General features: G+C 62.3%; 21 protein-coding genes. 17 read left to right on the forward strand and 4 right to left on the reverse strand.

Features of this window, described 5'->3' with window-relative positions:
* Positions 1-484 (reverse strand): type II toxin-antitoxin system VapC family toxin (locus ACCAA_RS06490; protein ID WP_245754469.1); only part of this gene is annotated, 484 nt, incomplete at its 3' end.
* A 153-nt stretch (positions 485-637) separates the two neighbouring features.
* A complete protein-coding gene (locus tag ACCAA_RS06495) occupies positions 638-1,174 on the reverse strand; it encodes a hypothetical protein (protein ID WP_186406421.1) in 537 nt (178 codons plus the stop codon).
* A 1,130-nt stretch (positions 1,175-2,304) separates the two neighbouring features.
* Here ACCAA_RS06495 and gyrA point away from each other — a divergent pair.
* The 14 genes from gyrA (at position 2,305) to ACCAA_RS06565 (ending at position 18,446) form a co-directional block, all read left to right on the forward strand.
* Positions 2,305-4,944 carry a DNA gyrase subunit A gene (gene gyrA / locus ACCAA_RS06500; RefSeq protein WP_186406422.1) on the forward strand — a complete coding sequence of 880 codons (2,640 nt, stop codon included), beginning with the start codon at positions 2,305-2,307 and terminating at the stop codon, positions 4,942-4,944.
* A gap of 34 nt (positions 4,945-4,978) precedes the next feature.
* A complete protein-coding gene (gene pheA, locus ACCAA_RS06505; RefSeq protein ID WP_245754470.1) occupies positions 4,979-6,091 on the forward strand; it encodes a prephenate dehydratase in 1,113 nt (370 codons plus the stop codon).
* Between the two features lie 24 nt (positions 6,092-6,115).
* Positions 6,116-7,204, forward strand: a complete 1,089-nt coding sequence (gene hisC / locus ACCAA_RS06510; protein WP_186406423.1) for a histidinol-phosphate transaminase — start codon at positions 6,116-6,118, stop codon at positions 7,202-7,204.
* 26 nt (positions 7,205-7,230) lie between these two features.
* Positions 7,231-8,136, forward strand: a complete 906-nt coding sequence (locus ACCAA_RS06515) for a prephenate dehydrogenase (protein ID WP_186406424.1) — start codon at positions 7,231-7,233, stop codon at positions 8,134-8,136.
* Positions 8,133-10,133, forward strand: a complete 2,001-nt coding sequence (locus ACCAA_RS06520; RefSeq protein WP_186406425.1) for a bifunctional 3-phosphoshikimate 1-carboxyvinyltransferase/cytidylate kinase — start codon at positions 8,133-8,135, stop codon at positions 10,131-10,133. The genes ACCAA_RS06515 and ACCAA_RS06520 overlap by 4 nt, the downstream gene beginning before the upstream one ends.
* 190 nt (positions 10,134-10,323) lie before the next feature.
* Positions 10,324-12,021: a 30S ribosomal protein S1 gene (rpsA, locus tag ACCAA_RS06525; RefSeq protein WP_186406426.1), complete on the forward strand. Its 1,698-nt coding sequence runs from the start codon at positions 10,324-10,326 to the stop codon at positions 12,019-12,021.
* Between the two features lie 9 nt (positions 12,022-12,030).
* The gene (locus ACCAA_RS06530; protein WP_186406427.1) at positions 12,031-12,324 is read left to right on the forward strand and encodes an integration host factor subunit beta; all 294 of its coding nucleotides are present in this window, start codon (positions 12,031-12,033) and stop codon (positions 12,322-12,324) included.
* 158 nt (positions 12,325-12,482) lie between these two features.
* Positions 12,483-12,695, forward strand: a complete 213-nt coding sequence (locus ACCAA_RS06535) for a hypothetical protein (RefSeq protein WP_186406428.1) — start codon at positions 12,483-12,485, stop codon at positions 12,693-12,695.
* Positions 12,692-13,861, forward strand: a complete 1,170-nt coding sequence (gene lapB / locus ACCAA_RS06540) for a lipopolysaccharide assembly protein LapB (RefSeq protein ID WP_186406429.1) — start codon at positions 12,692-12,694, stop codon at positions 13,859-13,861. The genes ACCAA_RS06535 and lapB overlap by 4 nt, the downstream gene beginning before the upstream one ends.
* A 71-nt stretch (positions 13,862-13,932) precedes the next feature.
* On the forward strand, positions 13,933-14,865 hold the full coding sequence (gene rfaE1, locus ACCAA_RS06545) for a D-glycero-beta-D-manno-heptose-7-phosphate kinase (protein ID WP_186406430.1): 933 nt from the start codon (positions 13,933-13,935) through the stop codon (positions 14,863-14,865).
* A 7-nt stretch (positions 14,866-14,872) separates the two neighbouring features.
* The gene (gene rfaD, locus ACCAA_RS06550; protein WP_186406431.1) at positions 14,873-15,877 is read left to right on the forward strand and encodes an ADP-glyceromanno-heptose 6-epimerase; all 1,005 of its coding nucleotides are present in this window, start codon (positions 14,873-14,875) and stop codon (positions 15,875-15,877) included.
* Positions 15,870-16,769: a cysteine synthase CysM gene (cysM, locus tag ACCAA_RS06555; RefSeq protein WP_186406432.1), complete on the forward strand. Its 900-nt coding sequence runs from the start codon at positions 15,870-15,872 to the stop codon at positions 16,767-16,769. The genes rfaD and cysM overlap by 8 nt, the downstream gene beginning before the upstream one ends.
* Before the next feature lie 7 nt (positions 16,770-16,776).
* On the forward strand, positions 16,777-17,577 hold the full coding sequence (locus ACCAA_RS06560) for a 3'-5' exonuclease (protein WP_186406535.1): 801 nt from the start codon (positions 16,777-16,779) through the stop codon (positions 17,575-17,577).
* Positions 17,574-18,446 (forward strand): amino acid ABC transporter substrate-binding protein, encoded by an 873-nt coding sequence (locus ACCAA_RS06565; protein WP_186406433.1) that lies wholly within the window; start codon positions 17,574-17,576, stop codon positions 18,444-18,446. Before ACCAA_RS06560 ends, ACCAA_RS06565 begins: the two co-directional genes overlap by 4 nt.
* A gap of 12 nt (positions 18,447-18,458) precedes the next feature.
* On the opposite strand, the gene ACCAA_RS06570 is transcribed toward ACCAA_RS06565, so the two are convergent.
* The gene (locus tag ACCAA_RS06570) at positions 18,459-19,268 is read right to left on the reverse strand and encodes a DUF2189 domain-containing protein (RefSeq protein WP_186406434.1); all 810 of its coding nucleotides are present in this window, start codon (positions 19,266-19,268) and stop codon (positions 18,459-18,461) included.
* A gap of 144 nt (positions 19,269-19,412) precedes the next feature.
* Here ACCAA_RS06570 and ACCAA_RS06575 point away from each other — a divergent pair, with 144 nt between their 5' ends.
* From ACCAA_RS06575 to rimO, 3 genes are all read left to right on the forward strand, one after another.
* On the forward strand, positions 19,413-19,631 hold the full coding sequence (locus ACCAA_RS06575; protein ID WP_186406435.1) for a hypothetical protein: 219 nt from the start codon (positions 19,413-19,415) through the stop codon (positions 19,629-19,631).
* Positions 19,632-19,798: 167 nt separating this feature from the next.
* Entirely contained in the window at positions 19,799-20,038 is a 240-nt protein-coding gene (locus tag ACCAA_RS06580) for a CCDC90 family protein (RefSeq protein ID WP_245754471.1), read from the forward strand.
* Positions 20,039-20,142: 104 nt separating this feature from the next.
* Entirely contained in the window at positions 20,143-21,468 is a 1,326-nt protein-coding gene (rimO, locus tag ACCAA_RS06585; RefSeq protein ID WP_186406436.1) for a 30S ribosomal protein S12 methylthiotransferase RimO, read from the forward strand.
* A 25-nt stretch (positions 21,469-21,493) separates the two neighbouring features.
* Here rimO and ACCAA_RS06590 read toward each other — a convergent pair whose 3' ends face one another.
* On the reverse strand, positions 21,494-24,610 hold the full coding sequence (locus tag ACCAA_RS06590) for an error-prone DNA polymerase (protein WP_186406437.1): 3,117 nt from the start codon (positions 24,608-24,610) through the stop codon (positions 21,494-21,496).
* Positions 24,611-24,690 lie beyond the last annotated feature (80 nt).

Below are 24,690 nucleotides of genomic sequence, written 5' to 3' on the forward strand. Positions count from 1 at the left end.
CGTCAGGGGCGTCGAACATATGCAAAAAATATATGCTAAATAAGTTATGTGTAAGGGTATGGCCTTTGCCCCGGAAGTTCTCGGCGATTCTGGCTTGAATTTCCGGATTGGCAATATGTCGACAATTCCAAGTCAGCAAATAGTCGGAGAAATGAACCGTGGCTATCGAGATATGTAATGCGTCCTCACTCGCCTTTGCGGGAACGATACCGGCTATTACGAGATCCTTGGCAAGTTCGATGCTGTAGGATGTGATGTCAAGCAACTTTATGCCACGCAAAGCGGCAAGGCGTTTGGTTGCAGCTTCAGGATCGCCAGCGGCACATTCTGTAAGGACAAGTTCAGAGGCGAACAGATCAAACTCATCCCGCCTATCCCAGAATTGATATGTACTTTGCTGATGGCCAGCCTCAATCACATTCTTGCTCGGACGAGCTGCCAGGTAACTGATGACCGAGGTTTCAAGGTATACCTTGCGCTTCATTGGAATACTTGTAATTTTTCTCTTAACAGTACATTAAAAACGCGATGCCTGGGAATGTTGGGTAGCGATAGATCTGCAACCCAATCTACGCTGCTTTATGCAGCCGGTCGCCTGGAGCGTAGAGTTGGCCTGTCTTTGACGACTTCTGTGATATCAGGTGGCTACTTCTTGTATGGTTTGCCATTGATTATCTAAGGGAATGTATCTTTGTTTCATTTCGAACTTGTATTGTTTCCCGCCGGATAGTGCTGAGTATCTTATGAGGACATCTCTTCTGAGAAGGCCTATATTTTCTCTGTTCATCAAGTTCATAAAGGTCGCTTCGTCCATGCCAAATTGCCATTCGGATTGACTGTCGGGGAAGCGAACCTGGCGCTCTTCTTTGCTATGAAATAGTCGATCATTGCTATGAAATATACTAATCTCTATCGCTGCGATCGTTGCTGGTGAATTGCTGATGCGAAAGGCTACTCGATATGGAATGGGTTGAATAATCTTGGCCTCCTTGTCGATATATCCGTAACTAGCTGCCCAGACAAAAGGCCTACGCGAGTAGATGGCCGACTTACGAGTATGGTAGGCGGTGAATACTGAGAGCAATAGTGAAGTGACTGCTATAAATATTGGTACACACGTCGCCCAATAGCTTGGAGTTGGCCAGTTTTCGACAATGACATTTAGTGCTTGCATAGAAGATAGACGTCTAAGTTCGGGTTGGTCTGGAGTGACGGCTTAACGTTCGACATGAGCGGTCTTTGGAACGTCCGCTCGATGGAGGGGGTTCAGGTGACTGCCGCATAGATGACCAGGACAAGTGGCACGCTGATGAGTACCAGTGCAGTGCCGAGGCAGCCGCTTGGCGCCCGAACTCTCGAGGGCGACGGGCTCGAGTGACTTGCGCCACTTTGCGAATGCGATTCCGCGGCGTAAGTGCAACCCCTGACCTCGCGTAATGAGCGTTCTTCGACGGCGACAGGGCGTTGCTCGCGAGGACGGTCGGATACCCACTTGCCGTGGCAAGCATTGCAAAACAAACGCGTTGTGCCGCGCTCAAATGCGCCGACCGTTCGCTTGGTGTGCGGAAAGCGCTGCGAGCAGCCCGCGCATACGAACTGAAGATCCCTTGGTGCTCGCAACCGAGCCGATGGCAGCCGCTGATTGCTACGACCGCGGCGCCGAGCCAACGCCAGCACGCCGACGAGAAGCAACGCCGCGACAAGCGCGATAGCTGCGATTGAAACGTTTTCGAGAACCACAAGTCACCTAACTTTGTTATCGGAAGACAGTTTTGCGCCCGAACTCCGACGCCCGCTCCCTAACTCGGCGTTGTCCAAAACGCTTAAAGGCGCCCGTAGTCTGGTTTTCGGACCGCCATGCTGTTTTTTGCATACAGTACTCTAAAGGTCCGTCAAAAGCGGCACGGCGACGGCCCCGCCTCTGATGTTCGCGAAGGCGCTCGGCAAGAGCGCCAGGACATCCACTACCGGCCGCAAGCTTACCGACAGAGGTGGCGCATGTCCATTGGTTGCGATCTTTCGCCTCGCAGGATGTGCTGACTAGAAGCCCATCGCTCGCGACCGATGCGCTTCCCTTCGGTCAGCACATCCTACGGCCATACGGCCCGGCAAGACACGGCCATATCATTGATCATCCGACTACCAGCCGCCGCGCAGGCGCCCGTGTCGGGCCAGGCCGGCAAGGGGCCTTCACGTCCCTGAATCCGCGACTCGCCCGGCCAGAGACCTCGCCGGCGTGATAGAATCACGGGCTTGACCACGACGCCGACATTCTCCCGAAGTCGCGTCACCAGCGGATAGAAGATGGAAGCTTTCGCCAAAGAAACACTGCCCGTCAGCCTCGAAGACGAGATGCGACGTTCGTATCTCGATTATGCGATGAGCGTCATTGTCGGCCGCGCCCTGCCGGATGCTCGCGACGGTCTGAAGCCGGTACATCGCCGCGTCCTCTTCGCCATGCACGAATTGTCGAACGACTGGAACAAGCCGTACAAGAAGTCGGCGCGTATCGTCGGTGATGTCATCGGTAAGTACCACCCGCACGGCGATACGGCGGTGTACGACACCATCGTGCGCATGGCGCAGCATTTTTCGCTGCGCTACATGCTGGTCGATGGGCAGGGCAACTTCGGTTCGGTCGACGGCGACAACGCGGCGGCGATGCGTTACACCGAAGTGCGCATGGCGCGCATTGGCCACGAATTGCTGGCCGACATCGACAAGGAAACGGTCGATTTCGGGCCCAACTACGACGGCTCGGAGCAGGAACCGCTGGTCATGCCGGCGCGCATTCCAAACCTCTTGATCAACGGCTCGGCCGGTATCGCGGTCGGCATGGCGACCAACATCCCGCCGCACAACCTCGGTGAAATCATCGATGCCTGCCTGGCGCTGCTGAACAACGCCGAGGTGACCATCGACGAGTTGATCGACCTGGTGCCGGGCCCCGACTTTCCGACGGCGGGAATCATCTACGGCGTCGCAGGGGTGCGCGAGGGTTACCGCACCGGCCGCGGGCGGGTGATCATGCGCGGGCGGACGCATTTCGAGGACATGGACAAGGGCAACAACCGTCAGGCGATCATCATCGACGAGCTGCCCTACCAGGTGAACAAGCGGACGCTGCTCGAAAAGATCGGCGAGCTGGTCAACGAGAAGAAGATCGAGGGCATTTCCGATCTGCGCGACGAATCCGACAAGTCGGGAATGCGCGTGGTGATCGAACTGAAGCGCGGCGAAGTCGCCGAAGTGGTGCTCAACTGCCTGTACAAGCAGACGCAGCTCCAGGATACTTTCGGCATGAACATGGTGGCGCTGGTCGATGGTCAGCCGCGCCTCCTGAACCTGAAGCAGATGCTCGAGTGCTTTCTCTGGCACCGGCGCGAAGTGCTCACCCGACGGACGGTTTTCGAACTGCGCAAGGCGCGCGAGCGGGCGCACATCCAGGAAGGACTGGCGGTGGCACTCGACAACGTCGATGAGATCATCGCGCTGATCAAGGCGTCGCCGACGCCGGCCGATGCGCGCCGGGGGTTGATGGCGCGGCGATGGGCGTCATCGACGGTGGGCGAGATGCTGCGCCGTGCGGCGCTCGATGCGACGCGTCCGGAAGGGCTGGCCCTCGAATACGGTTTGTCGGCGAACGGCTATCTGCTTTCGGAAGTGCAGGCGCAGGCGATTCTCGAACTGCGCCTGCAGCGCTTGACCGGCCTCGAGCGCGACAAGATCGTCGCCGACTACGGCGAACTGCTGGCCAGGATCGCCGACCTGATGGATATCCTGGCACGTCCAGAGCGGATCACCGAGATGATCGTCGAGGAATTGACCGCCATCCGGGCGCAGTTCGGCGACAAGCGGCGTTCGGAAATCGTCATCAGCACCCAGGACCTTAGCATAGAGGACTTCATCACGCCGGTCGACATGGTCGTCACGCTGTCGCACACCGGCTACATCAAGTCGCAGCCGCTGGCCGATTATCGCGCGCAGCGGCGCGGCGGGCGCGGCAAACAGGCGGCGGCGATGAAGACCGACGATTTCGTCGATCGCCTGTTCGTCGCCAACACGCATGATTTCATCCTCTGCTTCACCAACCGTGGCCGCGTGTACTGGCTCAAGGTCTACGAAGTACCGCAGGGGACGCGCACCAGTCGCGGCAAGCCGATCGTCAATGTCTTCCCGTTCGAGGAGGGCGAGAAGATCGGCGCCATCCTGCCGATCAAGGAATTTGCCGACGATCGCTACATCTTCATGTGCACGGCGCAGGGAATCGTCAAGAAGACACCGCTGTCGGATTTCTCGAACCCGCGCAAGGCGGGCATCATCGCCGTCGCGCTCGACGACGATGACGTCCTGATCGGTGCCGAGATCACCAACGGGATGCAGGACGTGGTCCTCGTCTCCGACGCCGGCAAGGCGGTGTGGTTCGACGAGGAGGATGTTCGCCCGATGGGACGCACGGCACGCGGGGTGCGCGGGATGCGGCTGGCGGACGGGCAGCAGGTGCTGTCGTTGCTGGTTGCCGACAACGATCAGCAGACCGTCCTGGTGGCCACCGAGAAGGGTTTTGGCAAGCGCACGACGCTGGCCGATTTCCGCCATACCGGTCGCGGCACGCAGGGCGTCATCGCCATCGCGGCCAGCGAGCGCAACGGCAAGGTCGTTGCCGCGCGACTGGTGCGCGACGAAGACGAGATCATGCTGATCACCACCGGCGGCGTGCTGATCCGCACGCGCGTGCGCGAGATTCGCGGCATGGGCCGCGCTACCCAGGGCGTCACGCTGATCGCGCTCGACACCGGCGAAAAGCTCGCCGGTCTGGAGAAGATCGTCGAGACCGAAGACGACGTTGATCTTGCCGAGGCGCTGGACGACCATGACGCACTTGTCGAAGCACCGAGTGAGCCAGCCGCCGGGGACCAGGACGCTGATCCGGAGCAGGGGTGAAGCGGGTGTATTTCATCGCGACGATCGCTGCCCGATGGCAGACAGGGTTGATGGCGTGAGCGATGATCTGCAACGCGAGCTGGGCGTCGTCCGGCAGCAGATCGACCTCCTCGACGGGCAACTGCTCGGTCTGCTGAACCAGCGCGCCAGGTATGCGCAGCAGGTCGGCGAGATCAAGGCGCGCCATGGTGAGGCCGGTTTCATTTACCGCCCCGAGCGCGAAGCGCAGGTGCTGCAGCGAGTCCAGGAAATGAACTCCGGTCCGCTGAGCAACGAAACGCTGACCTGGTTCTTCCGCGAAGTGATGTCGGCGTGTCTGTCGCTCGAACAGCCGCTGGGCATCGCTTTCCTCGGGCCGCTCGGCACTTTCTCGGAGAGCGCGGCGACCAGGCACTTCGGCCACGCTGCCCGCCTGATGCCACAGCTCTCGATCGACGATGTCTTCCGCGAAGTCGAGGCTGCGCATGGCGACTACGCGGTGGTGCCGATCGAGAACTCGACCGAGGGCGCGATCGGACGGACGCTCGACCTCTTGCTGACCACGCCGCTGAAGATCTGTGGCGAGGTCGTGTTGCGCATCCATCAGCATCTGCTGTCGAACGAGCGCTCACTGACCGAGGTCAAGAAGGTCTATTCGCACGCCCAGTCGCTGGCGCAATGCCACGAGTGGTTGAATCGCTCGCTGGCCGAGGCGCAGCGCATTCCGGTCGGCAGCAATGCGCAGGCAGCGCAACTGGCGGCCGCTGAGGCGGGCGCGGCGGCGATCGCCGGGCAGGCGGCTGCTGACCGCTATCAGTTGCCACAGTTGGCCAGCAACATCGAGGACGAGCCGAACAACACGACCCGTTTCGTCGTCCTCGGCCGCCACGATGCCGGTCCTTCGGGACGCGACAAGACCTCGTTGATCATGTCGGCGGCCAACCAGACCGGCGCCTTGAGCCAGTTGCTGTCGCCTTTTTCCGATGCCGGCGTTTCGCTGAGCCGACTCGAGTCGCGTCCGGCGCGACACACGCTATGGGAGTATGTCTTCTTCGTCGATCTCGAAGGCCACCGCGACGACGCGCCGGTACGCTCAGCGCTGGCCGAACTCGCCAGGCGTGCTCCCTATCTGAAGCTTCTCGGTTCCTACCCGATGGCCGCCTACTAGATCCACTTTTTGCGAGCACCGCCGATGGCACTCCACGAGCAGTCATTACCGTACGTCCGGGCCATTTCGCCGTACCAGCCGGGCAAGCCGATGACCCAACTGGCACGCGAGATGGGTATTGCCGTCGAGCAGATCGTCAAGCTGGCCTCCAACGAGAATCCGCTCGGCATGAGCCCGAAAGCGCGCGCGGCGGCCGAACAGGCGATGGCCACGCTGGCGCGCTATCCGGATGATTTCGTTCTCAAGCAGGCGCTCGCCGAACGGACCGGGATCGGCATCGAGCGCATGGTCCTCGGCAACGGCTCGAACGATGTCCTGGATCTGATCGCGCGCGTCTTTCTCGCACCCGGACGCTCGGCGATCTTTGCCCAGTACGCTTTCGCCGTCTATCCGCTGGCGACGCTGTCGACCGGCGCTGAAGCGATTGCCGTCGCGGCCAGCGATTACGGTCATCACCTCGCCGCGATGCGGGCGGCGATCAGGCCAGATACGCGGCTGATCTGGATTGCCAACCCGAACAACCCGACAGGAACCTTCGTCCCGTATCCTGATCTGCGAGACTTTCTCGCGTCCGTTCCTCCGGAGGTGGTCGTCGTGCTCGACGAAGCCTACAACGAATACCTGTCGCCCAGCGAGCGGGTGGACACGACGGACTGGCTGGCGGATCTGCCGAATTTGGTCATCACGCGCACCTTCTCGAAGATCTACGGTCTGGCAGGCCTGCGCGTCGGCTATGCGCTGACTTCGGCCGAGCTCGCCGACCTGATGAATCGCGTTCGCCAGCCTTTCAACTGCAACAACATCGCGCTGGCGGCGGCGGCCGCGGCGCTCGACGACGACGAGTTCGTCGCTCGCAGCTATGCGCTGAACCGGACCGGAATGGAGCAGATCGTCGGCGGCCTGAAGCGCCTCGGCTGCCGGCGCCTGCCGTCGCATGGCAACTTCGTGACCTTCCGGGTAGCCGACGCGGCGCTGGTCAATCAGAGGCTGCTCAAACAGGGAGTCATCGTTCGTCCGCTCGCCGCTTACGCGATGCCGGAGTGGCTGCGCGTGACGATCGGCACGGAAGGCGAAAACGCTCGTTTTCTCGCTGCGTTGGCGGGGTCGCTGTGAGCAGTCACTGTGTGGACACCCCGGCGGTGAACGACACGCCTGTTCACCAGCACACTCCGCGGTTTGGCAAGGTCGTCGTCTTTGGCGTCGGTCTGATCGGCGGTTCGTTCGCGCTGGCGCTGAAGGCGGCCGGCGAGGTCGGCGAGGTCGTCGGTTTCGGGCGACGGCTGGGTTCTCTGACGCAGGCGCTCGAACTGGGCATCCTGGACCGCGCTGGTTTCAACGTCGGCCAGGAGGTGTCGAACGCCGACCTGGTTCTGATCGCCACGCCGGTCGGCAAGACCGCCGAGATCATGGCCCGCATTGCCCCCTGCCTGGGCGCGCAGACCGTCGTCACTGACGCCGGCAGCACCAAGGGCGACGTCGTGGCGGCGGCGCGCGCCCACTTCGGCGACCGCCTCGGACAGTTCGTTCCGGCACATCCGATTGCTGGCGCCGAAAACAGCGGCGCGCTGGCTGCGCGCGCCGACCTCTATCGCCAGAAGCAGGTGGTGCTGACGCCGCTGCCCGAAAACACGCTGGCCAACATCGCCCGCGTGCGTGCGGCGTGGGAGTGCTGCGGAGCTCTGATCAAGGAGTTGGCTCCGGCCGAGCACGACCGCATCTTCGCCGCGGTCAGCCATCTGCCGCATCTCCTGTCGTTTGCCCTGGTCCATGAGTTGGCCCGACGCGAAGACCAGGCGCTGTTTTTCAGTTTTGCCGCCAGTGGCTTTCGCGACTTCACGCGCATTGCCGCCAGTCATCCGGTGATGTGGCGCGATATCTGCTTGGCCAATCAGGCGGCGCTGATCGATGAACTCGACCGCTATCGGGAGCAGCTCGACGAACTGCGCGCAGTACTGCAACGCGGCGACGGTGCCCGCCTCGAAGCGACTTTCGAAGCGGCGCGAGCGGCGCGTCGCGCCTGGGCCGAGAGCCGGGCGCCCGAATGAGCGCCGACTACCTCGATCTGCCGCAACTGCTCGCCGCCCGCGGTACGGTACGCTTGCCCGGCTCGAAGAGCATCTCCAACCGGGTCCTGCTGCTGGCGGCGCTGGCCGCCGGGGAGACCGAAGTGCGCGACCTACTGCTCTCCGACGACACGGCGCACATGCTCGCAGCGCTGCGCACGCTGGGCGTTGGCGTCGAGCAGGTGGCGGACAAGGCTTTTCGCGTCGTCGGCGTGGCTGGGGTTTTCCCGCTGCGCGAAGCCGATCTTTTTCTCGGCAATGCGGGCACCGCTTTTCGTCCGCTGACCGCGGTGCTGGCGCTGACCGGCGGCGATTACCGGCTGTCGGGTGTGGCGCGCATGCATGAACGGCCGATTGCCGACCTGGTCGATGGCCTGCGTCAGTTGGGTGCCGACATCAGTTATCTGGGGCAGGAGGGTTTTCCACCGCTGGCCATCCGGCCGCCGATGCCTGGCGTGGTGGAGGGCGATGGCCTCGGCGAAAACAAAGTGGTCAGGGCCATCAGAGTGATCACGCTTCGCGGCGACGTGTCGAGCCAGTTTCTGACCGGTATCCTGATGGCGCTGCCTCTGCTTGGCAGCGAAACGACGGTGGAAGTCGTCGGTGAGCTGATCTCCAGGCCCTACGTCGAGCTCACGCTGGCCACCATGGCGCTTTTCGGCGTGCAGGTCGTTCGCGAGGGCTGGCGGCGCTTCACGGTGCCTGCCGACAGCGCCTATCGTTCGCCGGGCGTGGTGTACGTCGAAGGCGATGCCTCGTCGGCATCTTACTTCCTGGCCCTCGGCGCCATCGGCGGCGGCCCGCTTCGCGTCGAGGGGGTTGGCCGAGACTCGATTCAGGGTGACGTCCGTTTTGCCGATGCGCTGGCGCAGATGGGGGCGAAAATCACTTCCGGCGCCAACTGGATCGAGGCGTCGGCTCCGGGCGGCACAAGACTGCAAGGCCTGCAGATCGACTGCAACCACATTCCGGATGCGGCGATGACGCTGGCTACCACTGCCCTGTTTGCCGAAGGGCCAACGGTCTTGCGCAATATCGCCAGTTGGCGAGTCAAGGAAACCGACCGCATTGCGGCGATGGCCACCGAGTTGCGCAAGCTGGGAGCGATCGTCGACGAGGGTGACGATTTCATCGCTGTTGCTCCGCCCGCCAGCGGTGCCAGTCTGCATCCGGCAGCGATCGACACCTACGACGACCACCGCATGGCCATGTGTTTCTCGCTGGCCGCGCTGGCCACGCCCTTGCGGATCAACGACCCGCAGACCGTGGCCAAGACCTTCCCCGACTATTTCGAACGTTTTGCCGAGGTCACCGAGCCGGTGCCGGTGGTGGCCATCGACGGCACCTCGGCTTCGGGCAAGGGGACGATCGCCTCGCGCGTCGCCGCGGCACTCGGCTGGCACTACCTGGACTCCGGTGCCCTGTATCGACTGACCGCACTGGCCGCTCGTCGCGCCGGCGTCGGCTGGGACGATGAAGCACGCGTCGCGGCGATCGCCGGCGATCTGGCGGTCGACTTCGCTGGCTCGGCGATCACGCTGTCCGGCGAGGAAGTGGGTGATGCCATCCGCAGCGAGGAGATTTCTGCCGGGGCTTCCAGGGTGGCCGCGCTGCCGGCCGTGCGCGACGCACTCCTGTTCCGGCAACGGGCATTTCGCCGCCCGCCGGGACTGGTGGCCGACGGGCGCGACATGGCCTCGGTAGTCTTTCCCGATTCGGCGAGCAAGGTCTTTCTCACCGCCAGTGTCGAGGTGCGCGCGAAGAGACGCCATAAGCAGTTGATCGACAAAGGGAACGCTGCTAGTATTGCAGCCCTCTCGCTGGATCTGCGCGAACGTGATGAACGTGATAGCCAACGTAGCGTCGCGCCGCTGCAGCAGAGTGCGGATGCCCACTTGCTCGACACGACGAACCTGACCATTGAAACGGCGGTGGCACAGGTGCTGGACTGGGTGCACAAGGTTCCGCAGAAAGGGTAAAACGGCGCCGCCGTTTGCCACAGGGGTCACCTTTTCAACGCGTCGTCGGCCTGGCACTGCCCGCTTGTCGGGTCTGCCGGTTCGGTGTCCTTCAGCGTCCTTGCCTCGCGGCGAGTTCGCCGAAGTCGCCAGAACGGGTGATCGTTTTTTAACGCACCCCGCAGCTTTGCGGATAGGTAACTCAACTCATATGTCAGCCAATCCCACCATGTTAGAAAGCTTTGCCGAACTCTTCGAAGAGAGCCTCGGGCGCCAGGAAATGCGTCCCGGAGAGGTGATCACCGCGGAAGTCGTGCGCATTGACCAGAACTTCGTTGTCGTCAATGCCGGCCTCAAGTCGGAAAGCTATATTGAACTCGAAGAGTTCCGCAATGATCAGGGCGAACTCGAAGTCGCGGTCGGTGATTTCGTCCAGGTCGCCATCGAGCAGCTCGAGAACGGTTTCGGTGAAACCCGTTTGTCGCGTGACCGTGCCAAGCGCGTCGCTGCGTGGAATGCGCTCGAACAGGCGCTGAACGACGGTACCCTGGTCATCGGCACGATCACCGGCAAGGTCAAGGGCGGGCTGACGGTGATGACCAACAGCGTCCGCGCTTTCCTGCCCGGCTCGCTGGTCGACATGCGTCCGGTCAAGGACACCACGCCATACGAAGGCAAGACCTACGAATTCAAGGTCATCAAGCTCGACCGCAAGCGCAACAACGTGGTGGTTTCTCGCCGCGCCGTTCTCGAAGCGAGCGTTGGCGAAGAGCGCGATGCACTGCTCGCCGCCCTCAAGGAAGGCAGCATCGTCAAAGGCGTGGTCAAGAACATCACCGATTACGGCGCTTTCGTCGATCTGGGTGGTATCGATGGCTTGCTGCATATCACCGACCTGGCCTGGCGTCGTGTTCGCCACCCGTCCGAAGTTCTCGCCGTTGGCGACGAAGTCCAGGCCAAGATCCTCAAGTTCGACCAGGAAAAGAACCGTGTTTCGCTCGGCCTCAAGCAACTCGGCGAAGATCCATGGGTCGGCATCTCGCGTCGCTACCCGCCGACCACCCGCCTCTTCGGCAAGGTCACCAACCTGACCGATTACGGTGCTTTTGTCGAGATCGAGCAGGGCATCGAAGGTCTGGTGCATGTCTCGGAGATGGACTGGACGAACAAGAACGTTCACCCGTCCAAGGTCGTGCAACTGGGCGACGAAGTGGAGGTGATGATCCTCGAAATCGACGAAGATCGCCGGCGTATTTCGCTGGGCATGAAGCAGTGCGCAGCCAATCCGTGGGACGACTTTTCGATGAACTACAAGAAGGGTGACCGAGTACGCGGCGCGATCAAGTCGATCACCGACTTCGGCGTGTTCATTGGCCTGCCCGGCGGTATTGACGGTCTGGTCCATCTTTCGGATCTCTCGTGGTCTTTGCCCGGCGAGGAAGCGATCCGCAACTTCAAGAAGGGCGACGAAGTCGACGCGGTCGTGCTGGCCATCGATACCGACAAGGAGCGGATCTCGCTGGGTATCAAACAGCTCGACGGCGATCCCTACACCAGTTACATCGCCACCCACGACAAGAACAGCCTGGTGCGGGGAACGGTCAGGTCGGTTGATGCCCGTGGTGCAGTGGTGATCCTCGATGGTGACATCGAAGCCTATCTGCGCGCCTCTGAAGTGTCGCGTGACCGGATCGACGACCTGACCAAGGTGTACAAGGAAGGCGACAAGGTCGAGGCGATGATCATCAACGTCGATCGCAAAACGCGTTCGATCAGCCTGTCGATCAAAGCCAGAGAGCAGGCCGAGCAGCAAGAGGCGATGCAGAAGTTTTCTGCCGACAGTAGCGCCAGTTCCGGCACCACCAATCTTGGTGCTCTGCTGAAAGCCAAGCTGAACAACCCACAGTAAGGGTAGAGGATGACCAAGTCGGATCTGATCGCCCAATTGGCCGAGCGCTTTCCTCAACTGGTGGCAAAGGATGCTGACTTGTCGGTCAAAATGATTCTCGAAGCGCTAGCCGAAGCCCTGGGCAAGGGCGACCGCATCGAGATTCGGGGCTTTGGGAGCTTTTCTCTGAATTACCGGCCGCCGCGCATCGGCCGCAATCCCAAGTCCGGCGAGAAAGTCGACGTTCCCCAAAAATGGGTGCCGCATTTCAAGGCCGGCAAGGAATTGCGCGAACGTGTCGACGGCGCAGTTGAATCGATCTGAGTGGTCAGTCAGTGACGTATTGCGGGCGGCCATGGGCCGCCCGTTTTCTGTCAGGGTGTTCGCTGCGTGCACTACGGTAGGGGCCTCGCAGCCATCGTCCTTTTCGCGTTTGCCATCCGGAACACCGACCTGTTGGCGCGCAAAAAGGAGAAGCAGCATTGCTGTCGGCCATTGAACAAACAAGGTTGAGAGTATCGAAAGACACCGAAGCGAAAAAGAAATCGCAACTTGGTCAGTTTTTTACGCCCGCAAGAACAGCTCAGTTCATGGCCAGCTTGTTTGTCGCAGGGGGTAGCCGTGAGTGTCGTTTGCTTGACGCTGGTGCAGGTATTGGCTCGCTTGCAAGTGCCTTCCTTGAAGAGACTGAATGATTGAATTCGAGTACTGGCAGCTCCTGCTTTTCCCGCTCTTCTTCGGGCTGGGCTGGGCAGCGGCGCGCGTCGATATCCGGCATCTGGTGAAGGAATCGCGCGCTCTGCCGCGTTCGTATTTCCAGGGGCTCAACTTCCTGCTCAACGAGCAGCCGGATCGTGCCATCGAAGCCTTTGTCGAAGCGGTCAGGGTTGACCCAGAAACCATCGAGCTGCATTTTGCCCTGGGCAGTCTGTTTCGCCGCCGCGGGGAAACCGAACGCGCCGTCCGCATGCACCAGAACCTCGTCGAGCGCGACGATCTCAAGCAGGACCTGAAGCTGCAGGCATTGGCGGAACTGGGGCAGGATTACCTCAAAGCGGGGTTACTCGACCGGGCCGAGGCCATTTTTGACAAGCTGCGCGACTCGGAGCTCGCGGAAGACGCCAAGCGAAACCTGCTCGAGATCTATCAGTTGGAAAAGGATTGGGAAAAGGCGATCGCGATCGCCTCGGAGCTGCCGGATTTCGCATCGCACAAGGAAATCGCCGAATACTATTGCGAACTGGCCGCCGCCGAGATGATTCGCTCGCGTCGGGATCTGGCGCTGAGCTACCTGCAGACCGCCTTTGAGAGTAACCGGAAGTGCGTCCGCGCCAGCCTTCTGCAAGGCGACATCCAGTTCCAGCAGGATCAGGTGGTCGCCGCGATCGAATCGTGGCAGCGGATCGAACAGCAGGAGCCGCCCTACCTGGCGCTGGTCGCCCAACGCCTGCTCGACGCTTTCCGCAAGCTGGATCGGCGGCAGGAAGGTCTGCAGTTGTTGCGCGGCTATCTTGAACGTTACCCTTCGCTGGACCTGCTCGACGTGGTCTTTCAACTGGTGCTCGAAGCTGATGGGCCGGAGGCCGCGTACCGGCTGGTTCGTGACGAACTGAAGCGCAACCCGACTCTGCTCGGTTTCGACAAGTTGCTCGAGGCAAGACTGCTGCTCGCGTCAGCAGAAATTCGCCCCGATCTGGATCTGGCAAAAGGGATCGTTCAGGGCTACACGCGGCGTCTGGCGCGCTATCGGTGCGATAATTGCGGTTTCAAGGCGCGCCAGTTCTATTGGCGCTGCCCGGCTTGCGGCGGTTGGGAAACCTATTCGCCCAAACGCACCGAAGAATTCGACCTCACACCTTAGGAGTTGCATGTTCCCATTCAGCGTGTTTGGCAGCGGCTGCACCCGCCGCCTGCGCACATTCTGCGGCGCCGATGCAGATCGGTGATCTGTCGGCAGCGAGGCTGCTGGTCGTCGGCGATGTGATGCTGGATCGTTACTGGTTCGGTGACGTGGCACGCATCTCGCCCGAGGCCCCGGTGCCGGTGGTCAAGGTCCAGCGTAGCGAAGAGCGCCCCGGTGGGGCCGCCAACGTGGCGCGCAACGTCGCCGCGCTCGGTGCCGAGGTCGGCCTGCTGTCGGTCGTCGGCGACGACGAAGCCGGCCGGAGCCTGCAGCACCTCCTCGAGGCGAGCGGGATCGACGTCAGCCTGCATATCGACCCAGCGATCAGCACCACCGTCAAACTGCGCGTGATCGGCCGGCAGCAACAACTGCTGCGCATCGATTTCGAAACTTCGCCATCGCACGAAGTACTGCGCGCCAAATTGCTCGAATTCGAATCGCGCCTGCCTGCCTGCGATGCCGTGATCCTCTCCGATTACGGCAAGGGTGGCCTGGCGCATATCGGCGAGTTGATCCGCCTGGCGTGCGATGCCGGCAAGAAGGTTCTCGTCGATCCCAAGGGCGACGACTTCTCGAAGTATGCCGGGGCGACCGTCGTGACACCGAATCGCGCCGAGTTGCGCGCCGTGGTCGGTCGCTGGCACGACGAGGAAGAACTGGCGCGCAAGGCCGAGGCGCTGCGTGTCAGCCTCGGACTGCAGGCCTTGCTGGTGACCCGGAGTGAGGAGGGGATGTCGCTCTTCCACGCCGACGGCAGGCTCCATGAGAAGGCCGTGGCGAGAGAGGTCTTCGATGTTTCCGGCGCCGGCGACACGGTCATCGCCACTCTGGCGGTGATGCTGGCCGGCGGTGCCGCCTGGGCTGAAGCGGTGCACGCGGCGAACGTCGCCGCCGGGCTGGTGGTTGGCAAGCTGGGTACGGCGGTCGTCGGCGGCGCCGAGCTCGATGCCGCACTGAAATGAGGTAGATATGTACACGATCGTTACCGGCGCGGCCGGTTTCATTGGCTCCAATCTGGTGCGCGCGCTCAACGCGCGCGGTGTGCGCAAGATCATCGCGGTCGACAACCTGACCAGAGCGGACAAGTTCAGGAACCTCGTCGATTGCGATATTGCAGATTACATCGACAAGCAGGACTTTCTCGATCTCCTGCTTGGCGGCGACTTCGATGGGGATATCGATGCCATCCTGCACCAGGGGGCCTGTTCCGACACCACGGAGAGCGATGGGCGCTACATGATGGAGAACAATTATCGCTATTCCCTGGCCATCCTCGACTGGTGCCTCGATCAGGAAGTGCCTCTGCTTTACGCGTCGAGTGCCGCGACCTACGGTGGCGGCGGCGTTTTCAGGGAAGAGCGCGAGTATGAGGCGCCGTTGAACGTTTACGGATATTCGAAGTTCCTGTTCGACCAGGTCGTCCGTCGGCGCCTGGCCGATATCGGTTCGTTCAACTCGCAGGTTGTCGGCTTTCGCTACTTCAATGTTTATGGGCCGCGCGAGTCGCACAAGGGGCGCATGGCGTCGGTCGCCTTTCATCACTATCAGCAGTTTTGCAGTGCGGGCAAGGTCAAGCTGTTCGCAGCCTGCGATGCTTACGCCGCCGGCGAGCAGCGGCGCGATTTTGTCCATGTCGACGACGTGGTGCAAGTCAACCTCCACTTTCTCGATCATCCTGAAAGCTGGGGCATCTTCAACGTCGGTACGGGCCGCGCGCAGACCTTCAACGATCTGGCGGCGGCCAATGTCAATGCCTGCCGTGCGCTGAGCGGGCAAGCGGCGCTACCGCTCGCCGAGCTGGTGGCGCAGCGCTTGATCGAGTACATCCCGTTTCCAGAGGATCTCAAGGGCAAGTACCAGAGTTTCACCGAGGGCGACCTGTCGAAGCTGCGCAAGGCGGGCTATACCGCACCTTTCGTCGGCGTCGAAGAGGGCGTAGCGAAGTACGTTCTGTGGCTGAACAGCCATGGATAAGACGCTTGAAGACTACGTTGGCGACACGCCGCTGGTGCGTCTGAAACGGCTGCCGGGTGCGGCCAGCGAAGCGCGCGGCAACCGGATTCTGGCCAAGCTCGAGGGCAACAACCCCGCCGGTTCGGTGAAGGACAGACCGGCGCTGTCGATGATCGCGCGCGCCGAGGAGCGTGGCGACATCAAGCCCGGTGACACGCTGATCGAGGCCACCTCCGGCAACACCGGAATCGCGCTGGCGATGGCTGCGGCCTTGCGCGGTTACCGGATGATTCTGGTCATGCCGGAGAATCAGAGTGTCGAGCGTCGGCAGACGATGCAGGCTTTTGGCGCCGAACTGGTGTTGACGCCCAGGGATGGCAGCATGGAACTGGCGCGCGATGTGGCCGAGGGCATGCGCAACGACGGGCGCGGCATCATCCTCGATCAGTTCGCCAACCCCGACAACCCGCTGGCGCACTACGAAGGAACCGGACCGGAATTGTGGCGCCAGACCGAGGGGAAAATCACCCATTTCGTCAGCAGTATGGGTACCACCGGAACGATCATGGGCGTTTCACGTTACCTCAAGGAACAGAACCCGGCGATCTGCATCGTCGGTTGCCAGCCCGAAGACGGCTCGCAGATTCCCGGTATCCGCAAATGGCCGGAAGCCTACCTGCCCAGGATCTTCGACCGTTCGCGGGTCGATCGTATCGAATCGGTTTCGCAGGGAGAGGCTGAGGACATGACTCGCCGCCTGGCTCGTGAAGAAGGCATTTTTGCCGGCATTTCCTCCGGCGGCTCGCTGGCGGTCGCGCTGCGGCTGGCCAGTGCGGTGGACAATGCGACCATCGTCAGCATCGTCTGCGATCGCGGCGATCGCTATCTGTCGACCGGGGTCTTTCCGGCTTGAGCGAATGATGAAGCCGGTTCTCGTCTTCGATATCGAAACCATTCCCGATGTCGCCGGTTTGCGTCGTCTGCACGATCTCGATCCGGAACTGTCCGATGCCGAAGTCGCTGAACTGGCTTTTCAGCAGCGGCGGGCCTCGAACGGCAACGATTTTCTGCCGCACCACCTGCAGCGCGTGGCAGTCATCTCGTGCCTGCTCAGGGTGGGCCAGGATCTGCGCGTCTGGTCACTGGCCGAGCCCGACCAGGGTGAAGCTGAAATCATCCAGCGCTTCTTCGATGGCGTGGAGAAGTTTACGCCGCAGATCGTCTCCTGGAACGGCGGCGGCTTCGATCTGCCGGTACTGCACTATCGCGGGCTGATTCATGGCATCGTCGCCCAGCGCTACTGGGATCTCGGTGACGGCGACTACGCCGACAGTCGCGACTTCAAGTGGAACAACTACATCAGCCGCTATCACACGCGTCACCTTGACTTGATGGACCTGCTGGCCATGTATCAGCCGCGCGCCAGCGTGCAGCTCGACCAGCTTGCCAAGCTGATTGGCTTTCCCGGCAAACTCGGCATGGATGGCGGCAAGGTGTGGCAGGCCTGGCTGGCCGGCAAGGCGACCGACATACGCGACTATTGCGAGACCGATGTCGTGAACACCTACCTCGTCTCGGTTCGTTTTCGTCTGCTGCGTGGCGAGCTTTCGCGGGTCGAATACGCGGCCGAAATGGCGTTCGTGCGCGCTGAACTGGAAAAAATCGGCAAGCCGCACTGGCAGGAGTTTCTCGCGGCCTGGCAAATGGGAGGAATGGCATGAGGCTCGAGCGCTGGATTCTAGGGATCACGATAGGTATCACGACCGCGCTGGCACTGTGCCTGCCAGTGCACACGCAGGCCGCCGGCACACTCGAAAAGATCCAGGCGTCGAAGACGATTCTGCTCGGCTATCGCGAGACGTCGATTCCCTTCTCGTACACCGGCGACGACAATCAGCCCTGGGGTTATTCGGTGGACCTGTGTACCAAGGTGGCGGCGGCGATTGTCAAGCAGTTGGGTCTGCAGGAACTCCAGTTGCAGTGGGTGCCGGTGACGCCCGAAACGCGCATTGCCAAACTGAACTCCGGGGCGATCGATCTTGAGTGTGGCTCGACCACGAGTACGCTTTCGCGAATGGAAGAAGTCGATTTCAGCCTCCTGATCTTCATCGACGGGGGTAGTTACCTGACGCGCAGAGCAGCCGGGATCAAGCGCTTCGAGGATCTGGCCGGCAAACGAATTGCCGTCGCCGCTGGCACCACCAGTGAGCGGACGATGGTCGATGCCCTGATGCAGCACAAGGTGGTTGCCGACTTGGTCAAGGTTAGCGACCACCAGCAGGGGATGGCCGCGATGGCCAAGGGGAAAGTCGACGCCTATGCCTCGGATCGGTCGCTGTTGATCGGGCTTGCTCTCGACTCAGGCAACCAGAACGACTGGGTGCTCGGGCCGGAAACCTTTTCCTATGAGCCCTATGCCCTGATGATGCGCCGCAACGATGCGGACTTTCGCCTGGCCGTGAATCGTGAACTGGCTCGCCTCAGCCGTAGCCGCGAGATCCATGCCATTCATGACCGCTGGTTTGGCTTGCTCGGCAAACCGGGGCCTCGCCTGGAAAGTCTCTACTTCCTGAATGGCTTGCCGGAGTAGCGGCTGTTGGTTCTAACTCCTGGCTTTTTCGTCCGCTTCGCTGCTCGTTGCGACCAGGTCCCGATAGGCGTGCCAGGTGGCGTGGCCGATCAGCGGCATGGTCACTATCAGGCCAATGAAAAGCGTGGCAAAGCCGAGGGCGGTGAGCAGGACGATACAGGCGGCCCAGGCGAGCATCGGACCAGGGTTGTAGCCGAAGGTGACCAGGCTGGCAATGGTGGCGGTGACCGCATCGGTCCTGCGGTCGAGCATCAAGGGCAGGGCGACCACACTGATCGCGAAAAGGAAGAGCGCGAAGAAGATGACGACGATAAAGTAGGCGACGGCGAAGTCCGCCTGCTCGAAGGTCAGGACGGTCCGCACGACGTCCGCGAAGGTCGGTAGTCCGCCATCAAAAAAGAGCGCAAAAACAATCAGGGACGCGCGTGCCCAGAGCAGCAGGACGACCACCATCAGGGCCGCAAAGACGCCCACATTGGCCAGATTGGGGCGCCAGGCGGCGATGCTGAGGCGCAGCTCTGGCGATTCTCCGCGTTCGATTCGCCGACTCAGGTCGTAGAGGCCCAGCGCCAGGAAGGGCCCGAACAGCAGCAGGGCGATCGTCAGGCCGGCAAAGAGGACGTAGGCGTTGGCAAAAACCGCCTGGATCAGCCAGCCGGCGCCAGCGAAACAGGCGCCATAGAACAGGCTGGCCCGGCCACCCCGGCGAAAGTCCTGCCAGCCGGCATTGAGCCAGCCCGGGATGGCGCCGGCAGTGATCTGGCGGATGACCGGGAAGCGGCTGGCAGGGTTTTCGCTGTCTGCCGTCTCATTTTCGCTCATGGATGCGGCCCTTGCAATGGAAGTCGTGCTGTGAGAATCGTAACATGTTGCTCGGGCGCGTCCACAATCCCCTTTGCTGTGGCGTACAATCCTGGCGGGTAGCGCCTTGGCGGCGCCTCGTTCTTCACGCAAAGGGGGTCAGAAATGGATGGTTTTCTTCTGTTGCTGGGGCGGGTCGCCGGCATTGGTGGCCTGGGGCTCTGTCTTGTCGCTTTGGTCGCTCGTCTGCTCGGGATCTTCTACCTGGGCACTCTCCAGGTGGGAACCCTCCTGCAGGGCGGTATCGGCGCGATCGTCATTGCTTGTTTCTTCCTCTTGCTGGTGCTGGTCGCTCAAGGCAGGGCAGAGCGTTCGCTGCGCTAGCCGCAGTGGTCTGCTGATTAACGTGGGCTGACGCCTCGGTCAGTGCTCCGCTACAAAGGGGAGTGGGTTGTCCTGCGAGCGTGCCGCTGAATATCGGCGCCAGATCGGTGGTAGTTGTGGTTTCGTTCCAGTTTCGTTGGCTAACCAAGGGGTGTATGCTGCGACCCATGAGCACCGTGACTTTCGACACCTTGGAAGCCCTTCGCCGGCTTCGCGAAGCTGGCTTCGACGAGAAGCAGGCAGAGACCGTGGTGCGCGTGCTATCGGACGCCCAAGACAGTCTGGTGACGCGCGAGCATTTCGACGCGAAAATCGAGATACTCCGGATCGAGAACGCGCATACCCGATGGATGCTTGGCGCCGTCCTGGCCGTAGCTGTTGCCAACTTCGCCAAGCAGTTCTTCTGATCGATCTTCATCCGGCTTCGGCTGTCGACGGGCCGCTGCCTGCTTCGGGTCGCTGAATCGGAGATAGCTGTATACTCTCGGATTATCCATCTGAACAGTTTGTCATGCAAACCCCTAAAAGTATAGGTATGGTGTCGTTAGGATGCCCGAAGGCGCTGGTCGACTCCGAACAGATCCTTACCAGGCTGCGCGCCGAGGGCTATCTGATCTCACCTTCCTATGAAGGTGCCGATCTGGTGGTCATCAACACCTGTGGTTTCATCGATGCCGCTGTCGAGGAGTCGCTAGACGCCATCGGCGAGGCATTGGCCGACAACGGCAGGGTGATCGTCACCGGTTGCCTGGGGGCGAGGGAAGATCTGATCCGCAAGGCGCATCCGCGGGTTCTGGCGGTGACCGGTCCGCATGCTGCTGACGAGGTGCTGCAGCACGTGCATGCGCATCTGCCGCAGCCGCACGACCCGTTCAGCAGTCTGGTTCCGCCACAGGGGATCAAGCTGACGCCACAGCATTTTGCCTACCTCAAGATTTCCGAGGGCTGCAACCACAGTTGCACCTTCTGTATCATCCCCTCGATGCGCGGCCCGCTGGTCAGTCGACCGATCGGTGACGTGATCCAGGAGGCGAGGACGCTGGCCGACGCAGGCGTGCGCGAACTGCTCGTCATCTCGCAGGACACCAGCGCTTACGGCGTAGACCTGAAGTACCGGACCGGCTTTGTCGGTGGTCGTCCCCTGCGCACCCGGCTGCGCGAACTGTGCGCGGCGCTCGGCGACCTGGGAATCTGGGTGCGCCTGCACTACGTCTATCCCTATCCGAGTGTCGACGCGCTGGTACCTATGATGGCCGAGGGCAGGATACTGCCGTATCTCGATGTCCCTTTCCAGCACGCCAGCGCACGCATTCTGACGGCCATGAAGCGCCCGGCCAGTGCCGAGAACAATCTGGAGCGCGTCCGCGCCTGGCGGGCGGTCTGCCCCGAGATCACCATCCGCAGCACCTTCATCACCGGCTTCCCCGGTGAAACCGAAGCGGAGTTCGAGGAGCTGCTGGCTTTTCTCAAGGAGGCTCGTCTCGACCGTGTCGGCTGTTTCGCCTATTCGGCGGTCGAGGGTGCGGCAGCCAATGCTCTACCCGGTGCGCTACCGGAAGAGGTTCGCGAGGAGCGTCGACGGCGTCTGATGGAATTGCAGGAGGACATTTCTGCCGAGTTGCTGGCCGCCAAGATCGGGCGTGAGATCGTCGTCCTGGTCGATGAGGTGGACGACGAGGGAACGATCGCTCGTTCGGCGGCCGACGCGCCCGAAATCGATGGGCTGGTGTTCATCAATGACCACTTCGACGCAGAGCCCGGCGATTTTCTGCGCGTGCGGGTCGTTGATTCCGACGAGCACGATCTTTACGCCGAGGTCGCTGTCAGCGCCGCCTGAGCGGCTGCCCCGGTACCCTTGCCGCTCAATGAAAATCCCGGCTCGCGGTCGGTAGCCGGCCGAGCAGCGCCGAGAGGTCAACCAGGCGTTTGGCGACCAGATGGACGACCTCGCCTTCACGCTGGATCTGGCCAAAGACGCCGAGCAGGCGGGCGCCGAGCAGTTCGCGCCGCTGCCGGTCGACCAGTCGGGAGTGTACGACGATGTTGGCCAGCCCGGTTTCATCTTCGAGGGTGACAAAAACGATACCGCTGGCCGTTCCCGGCCGCTGGCGGCAGGTGACGATCCCGGCGGCGCGCGCGAGCTGGCGGTCGGCAGCGTTCTGCAATTGGCTGGCGGAAACGAAGCGTTGTGCGGCGAGTCGGTCGCGCAGCAGGGCCAGCGGATGGCGGCCGAGGGTGAGGCCGGTACTGGCGTAGTCGGCGATCAGGTTCTCACCTTCGGATGCTACGGCGAGATCGGCAAAGGCTTCAGGCGGCGGCGTGCTGCTCAGGAGATCGAGCTGTACGGCGACCCCGGCAACGGCCCAGGCGGCTTGCCGACGATCACCGGCGAGACTGCTCAGGGCGCCGGCGGCGGCGAGCCGATCGAGATCCTTGCGCGCCAGCGGCGCTCGTGCTGCGAACTCGGCAAGGTTGACGAAAGGCCTCTGCTGGCGGGCGGCGACGAGATGAGCTGCAGCCGCCTGCGACAGGCCTCTGATGCTGGCCAGGCCCAGGCGGACGGCCGGCGCGCCGGCCGTCATCGCCGGCGTCGCGTTTTCGAGCAGCGCTTCCCAGCCGCTGGCGGTGACCGTCGCCGGCAGCACTTCCACCCCATGCCGACGGGCATCCTGTACCAGTTGCGAGGGAGAGTAAAAGCCTAGCGGCTGGCTGTTGAGCAACGCGCAGAGAAAAGCGGCCGGGTGGTGGCGCTTGAGCCAGGCCGAGACGTAGACCAGCAAGGCGAACGAGGCGGCGTGTGACTCCGGGAAACCGTATTCGCCGAAGCCTTGAATCTGCGCGAAGATGCGCTGGGCAAAAACTTCATCGTGGCCGCGCTGGCGCATGCCGGTGATCAGCTTCTGCTCGAAGGGCTCCAGTCCGCCCTTGCGCCGCCAGGCAGCCATCGCGCGACGCAATTGATCGGCCTCGCCGGGGGTGAAACCGGCGGCGACGACAGCCAGTTGCATCACCTGTTCCTGGAAAATCGGCACGCCGCAGGTACGCTCAAGAACGGCGGCGATCTCCGGGCGCATCGGCCCGATAGCTTCTTCGCCGTGCCGGCGACGCAGGTAGGGGTGCACCATGTCGCCCTGGATCGGTCCTGGCCTGACGAGCGCCACTTCGATCACCAGATCGTAGAAGTTGCACGGTCTGAGGCGCGGCAGCATGGCCATCTGCGCACGGGATTCGATCTGGAAGACGCCGACCGTATCGGCGGCGCAGATCATCTCGTAGACTGCCGGGTCCTCAGGTGGGACGTCCGCCAGTCGGTAGCCGACCAGATCGAGCGCCCGATGGATCGCCGAGAGCATGCCGAGGGCCAGCACATCGATCTTCAGCAGGCCGAGGGTGTCGAGGTCGTCCTTGTCCCACTGGATCACGGTACGTTCCGGCATGGCGGCGTTTTCTATCGGCACCAGGCGCGCCAGTGGGCCGCGCGAGATGACGAAGCCGCCGACGTGCTGCGACAGATGACGCGGAAAGCCGCGCAGGGAGTCGGCCAGCGCCAGCCATTTGGCCACCCGTGGCGCCGCCGGGTCGAGACCGACCGAGCGCAGGCGATCGGGTAGTTGATCGCGTTTGTCCCACCAGGCGAGAGAAGCGCTCAGGGCGTCGATCTGCGCGCTGCCAAGACCCAGCGCTCGGCCGACGTCGCGCAGGGCGCCACGAGTCCGGTAGGTGATCACGGTGGCCGTCAGCGCGGCTCGCTCACGCCCGTAGCGCGTATAGATGTACTGGATCACCTCCTCGCGGCGCTGGTGCTCGAAATCGACGTCGATATCCGGCGGCTCACCGCGTTCACGGGAGATGAAGCGCTCGAAAAGGAGCTGCGACCGTGCCGGGTCGACTTCGGTGATGCCGAGGCAATAACACACCGCGGAGTTGGCTGCCGAACCGCGTCCCTGGCAGAGGATGTGGCGACTGCGGGCGAAATTGACGATGTCGTAGACGGTCAGAAAGTACGCTTCGTAGGCCAATTCTCCGATCAGTGCGAGCTCGTGCTCGACGCGCTCCGACACACCAGGGGGTATGGCTTCGGGATAGCGCCGGCGCAGTCCACGGTACACCTCGGCGCGCAGGAAAGCAGACGGCGTCTGGCCCTCGGGAACCGCTTCGTCGGGATATTCGTAGCGCAGTTCGTCGAGCGAGAAATGGCAGCGAGCGGCGATCACTTGCGTTTCGGCGAGCAATTCGGGCGGGTAGATCCTTGCCAGTCGCAGGCGCGTGCGCAGGTGGCGTTCGCCGTTGGCAAAGAGCGCCTGGCCGGCAGCGAACAGCGTCGTATTCAGACGGATCGCGGTCAGCGTATCCTGCAGTGGGCGGCGGGAGCGCAGGTGCATGTGCACGTCGCCGGCGGCCACTGCCCGCAGGCCGCTCGCTCTGGCGAGATCCTGCAGCATCACCAGTCGCGTGGCGTCATCGGACCCGGCATGCAGTTCGACGGCCAGCCAGGAACGTCCTGGAAAGCGACTCGCCAGCCAGCGACCGTCTGCCGCGCTGGCGCCGGGGTCCGGGATCCACAGCGCCAGGCAGTCTGGCAGCGCGCCACTGCCGAAGGCTTGCTGGCCGGGGTGCTCGAAGTCGTTGCCATACAGACGGTACTCGCCCTTGACCGAGCGCCGCCGCGCGAGCGTGATCAGGGCCGACAGGTTGCCGTAACCGGCGAGGTTCTGAGCCAGGAGGACTAACTTGTAGCTGCCTCCTGGCTCAGTGGCGAGACGAAACTCGGCGCCGACGATGAGTGGCAGGCCACGCTCGCTGGCGGCCTTGTGCGCACGCACGATACCCGCCAGCGAGGCTTGATCGGTGATCGCCAGCGCACTGTAGCCCAGCGCCTGTGCGCGCTCGACGAGTTCCTCCGGATGCGATGCACCGCGCAGGAAGGAAAAGTTTGAGCAGCAGTGCAGTTCGGCGTAGGGTGGGAGAGCTTCGGCCATGGAGAAATACTGTATGTATTTACAGTATAACTTCCTGTCGGGCTTCCGGGGTCGCTGAATATGCCGAGCGAAGGGCTGCG

The sequence above is a fragment of the Candidatus Accumulibacter aalborgensis genome (genome assembly GCF_900089955.1).
GTDB classification, from domain to species: Bacteria; Pseudomonadota; Gammaproteobacteria; order Burkholderiales; family Rhodocyclaceae; genus Accumulibacter; species Accumulibacter aalborgensis.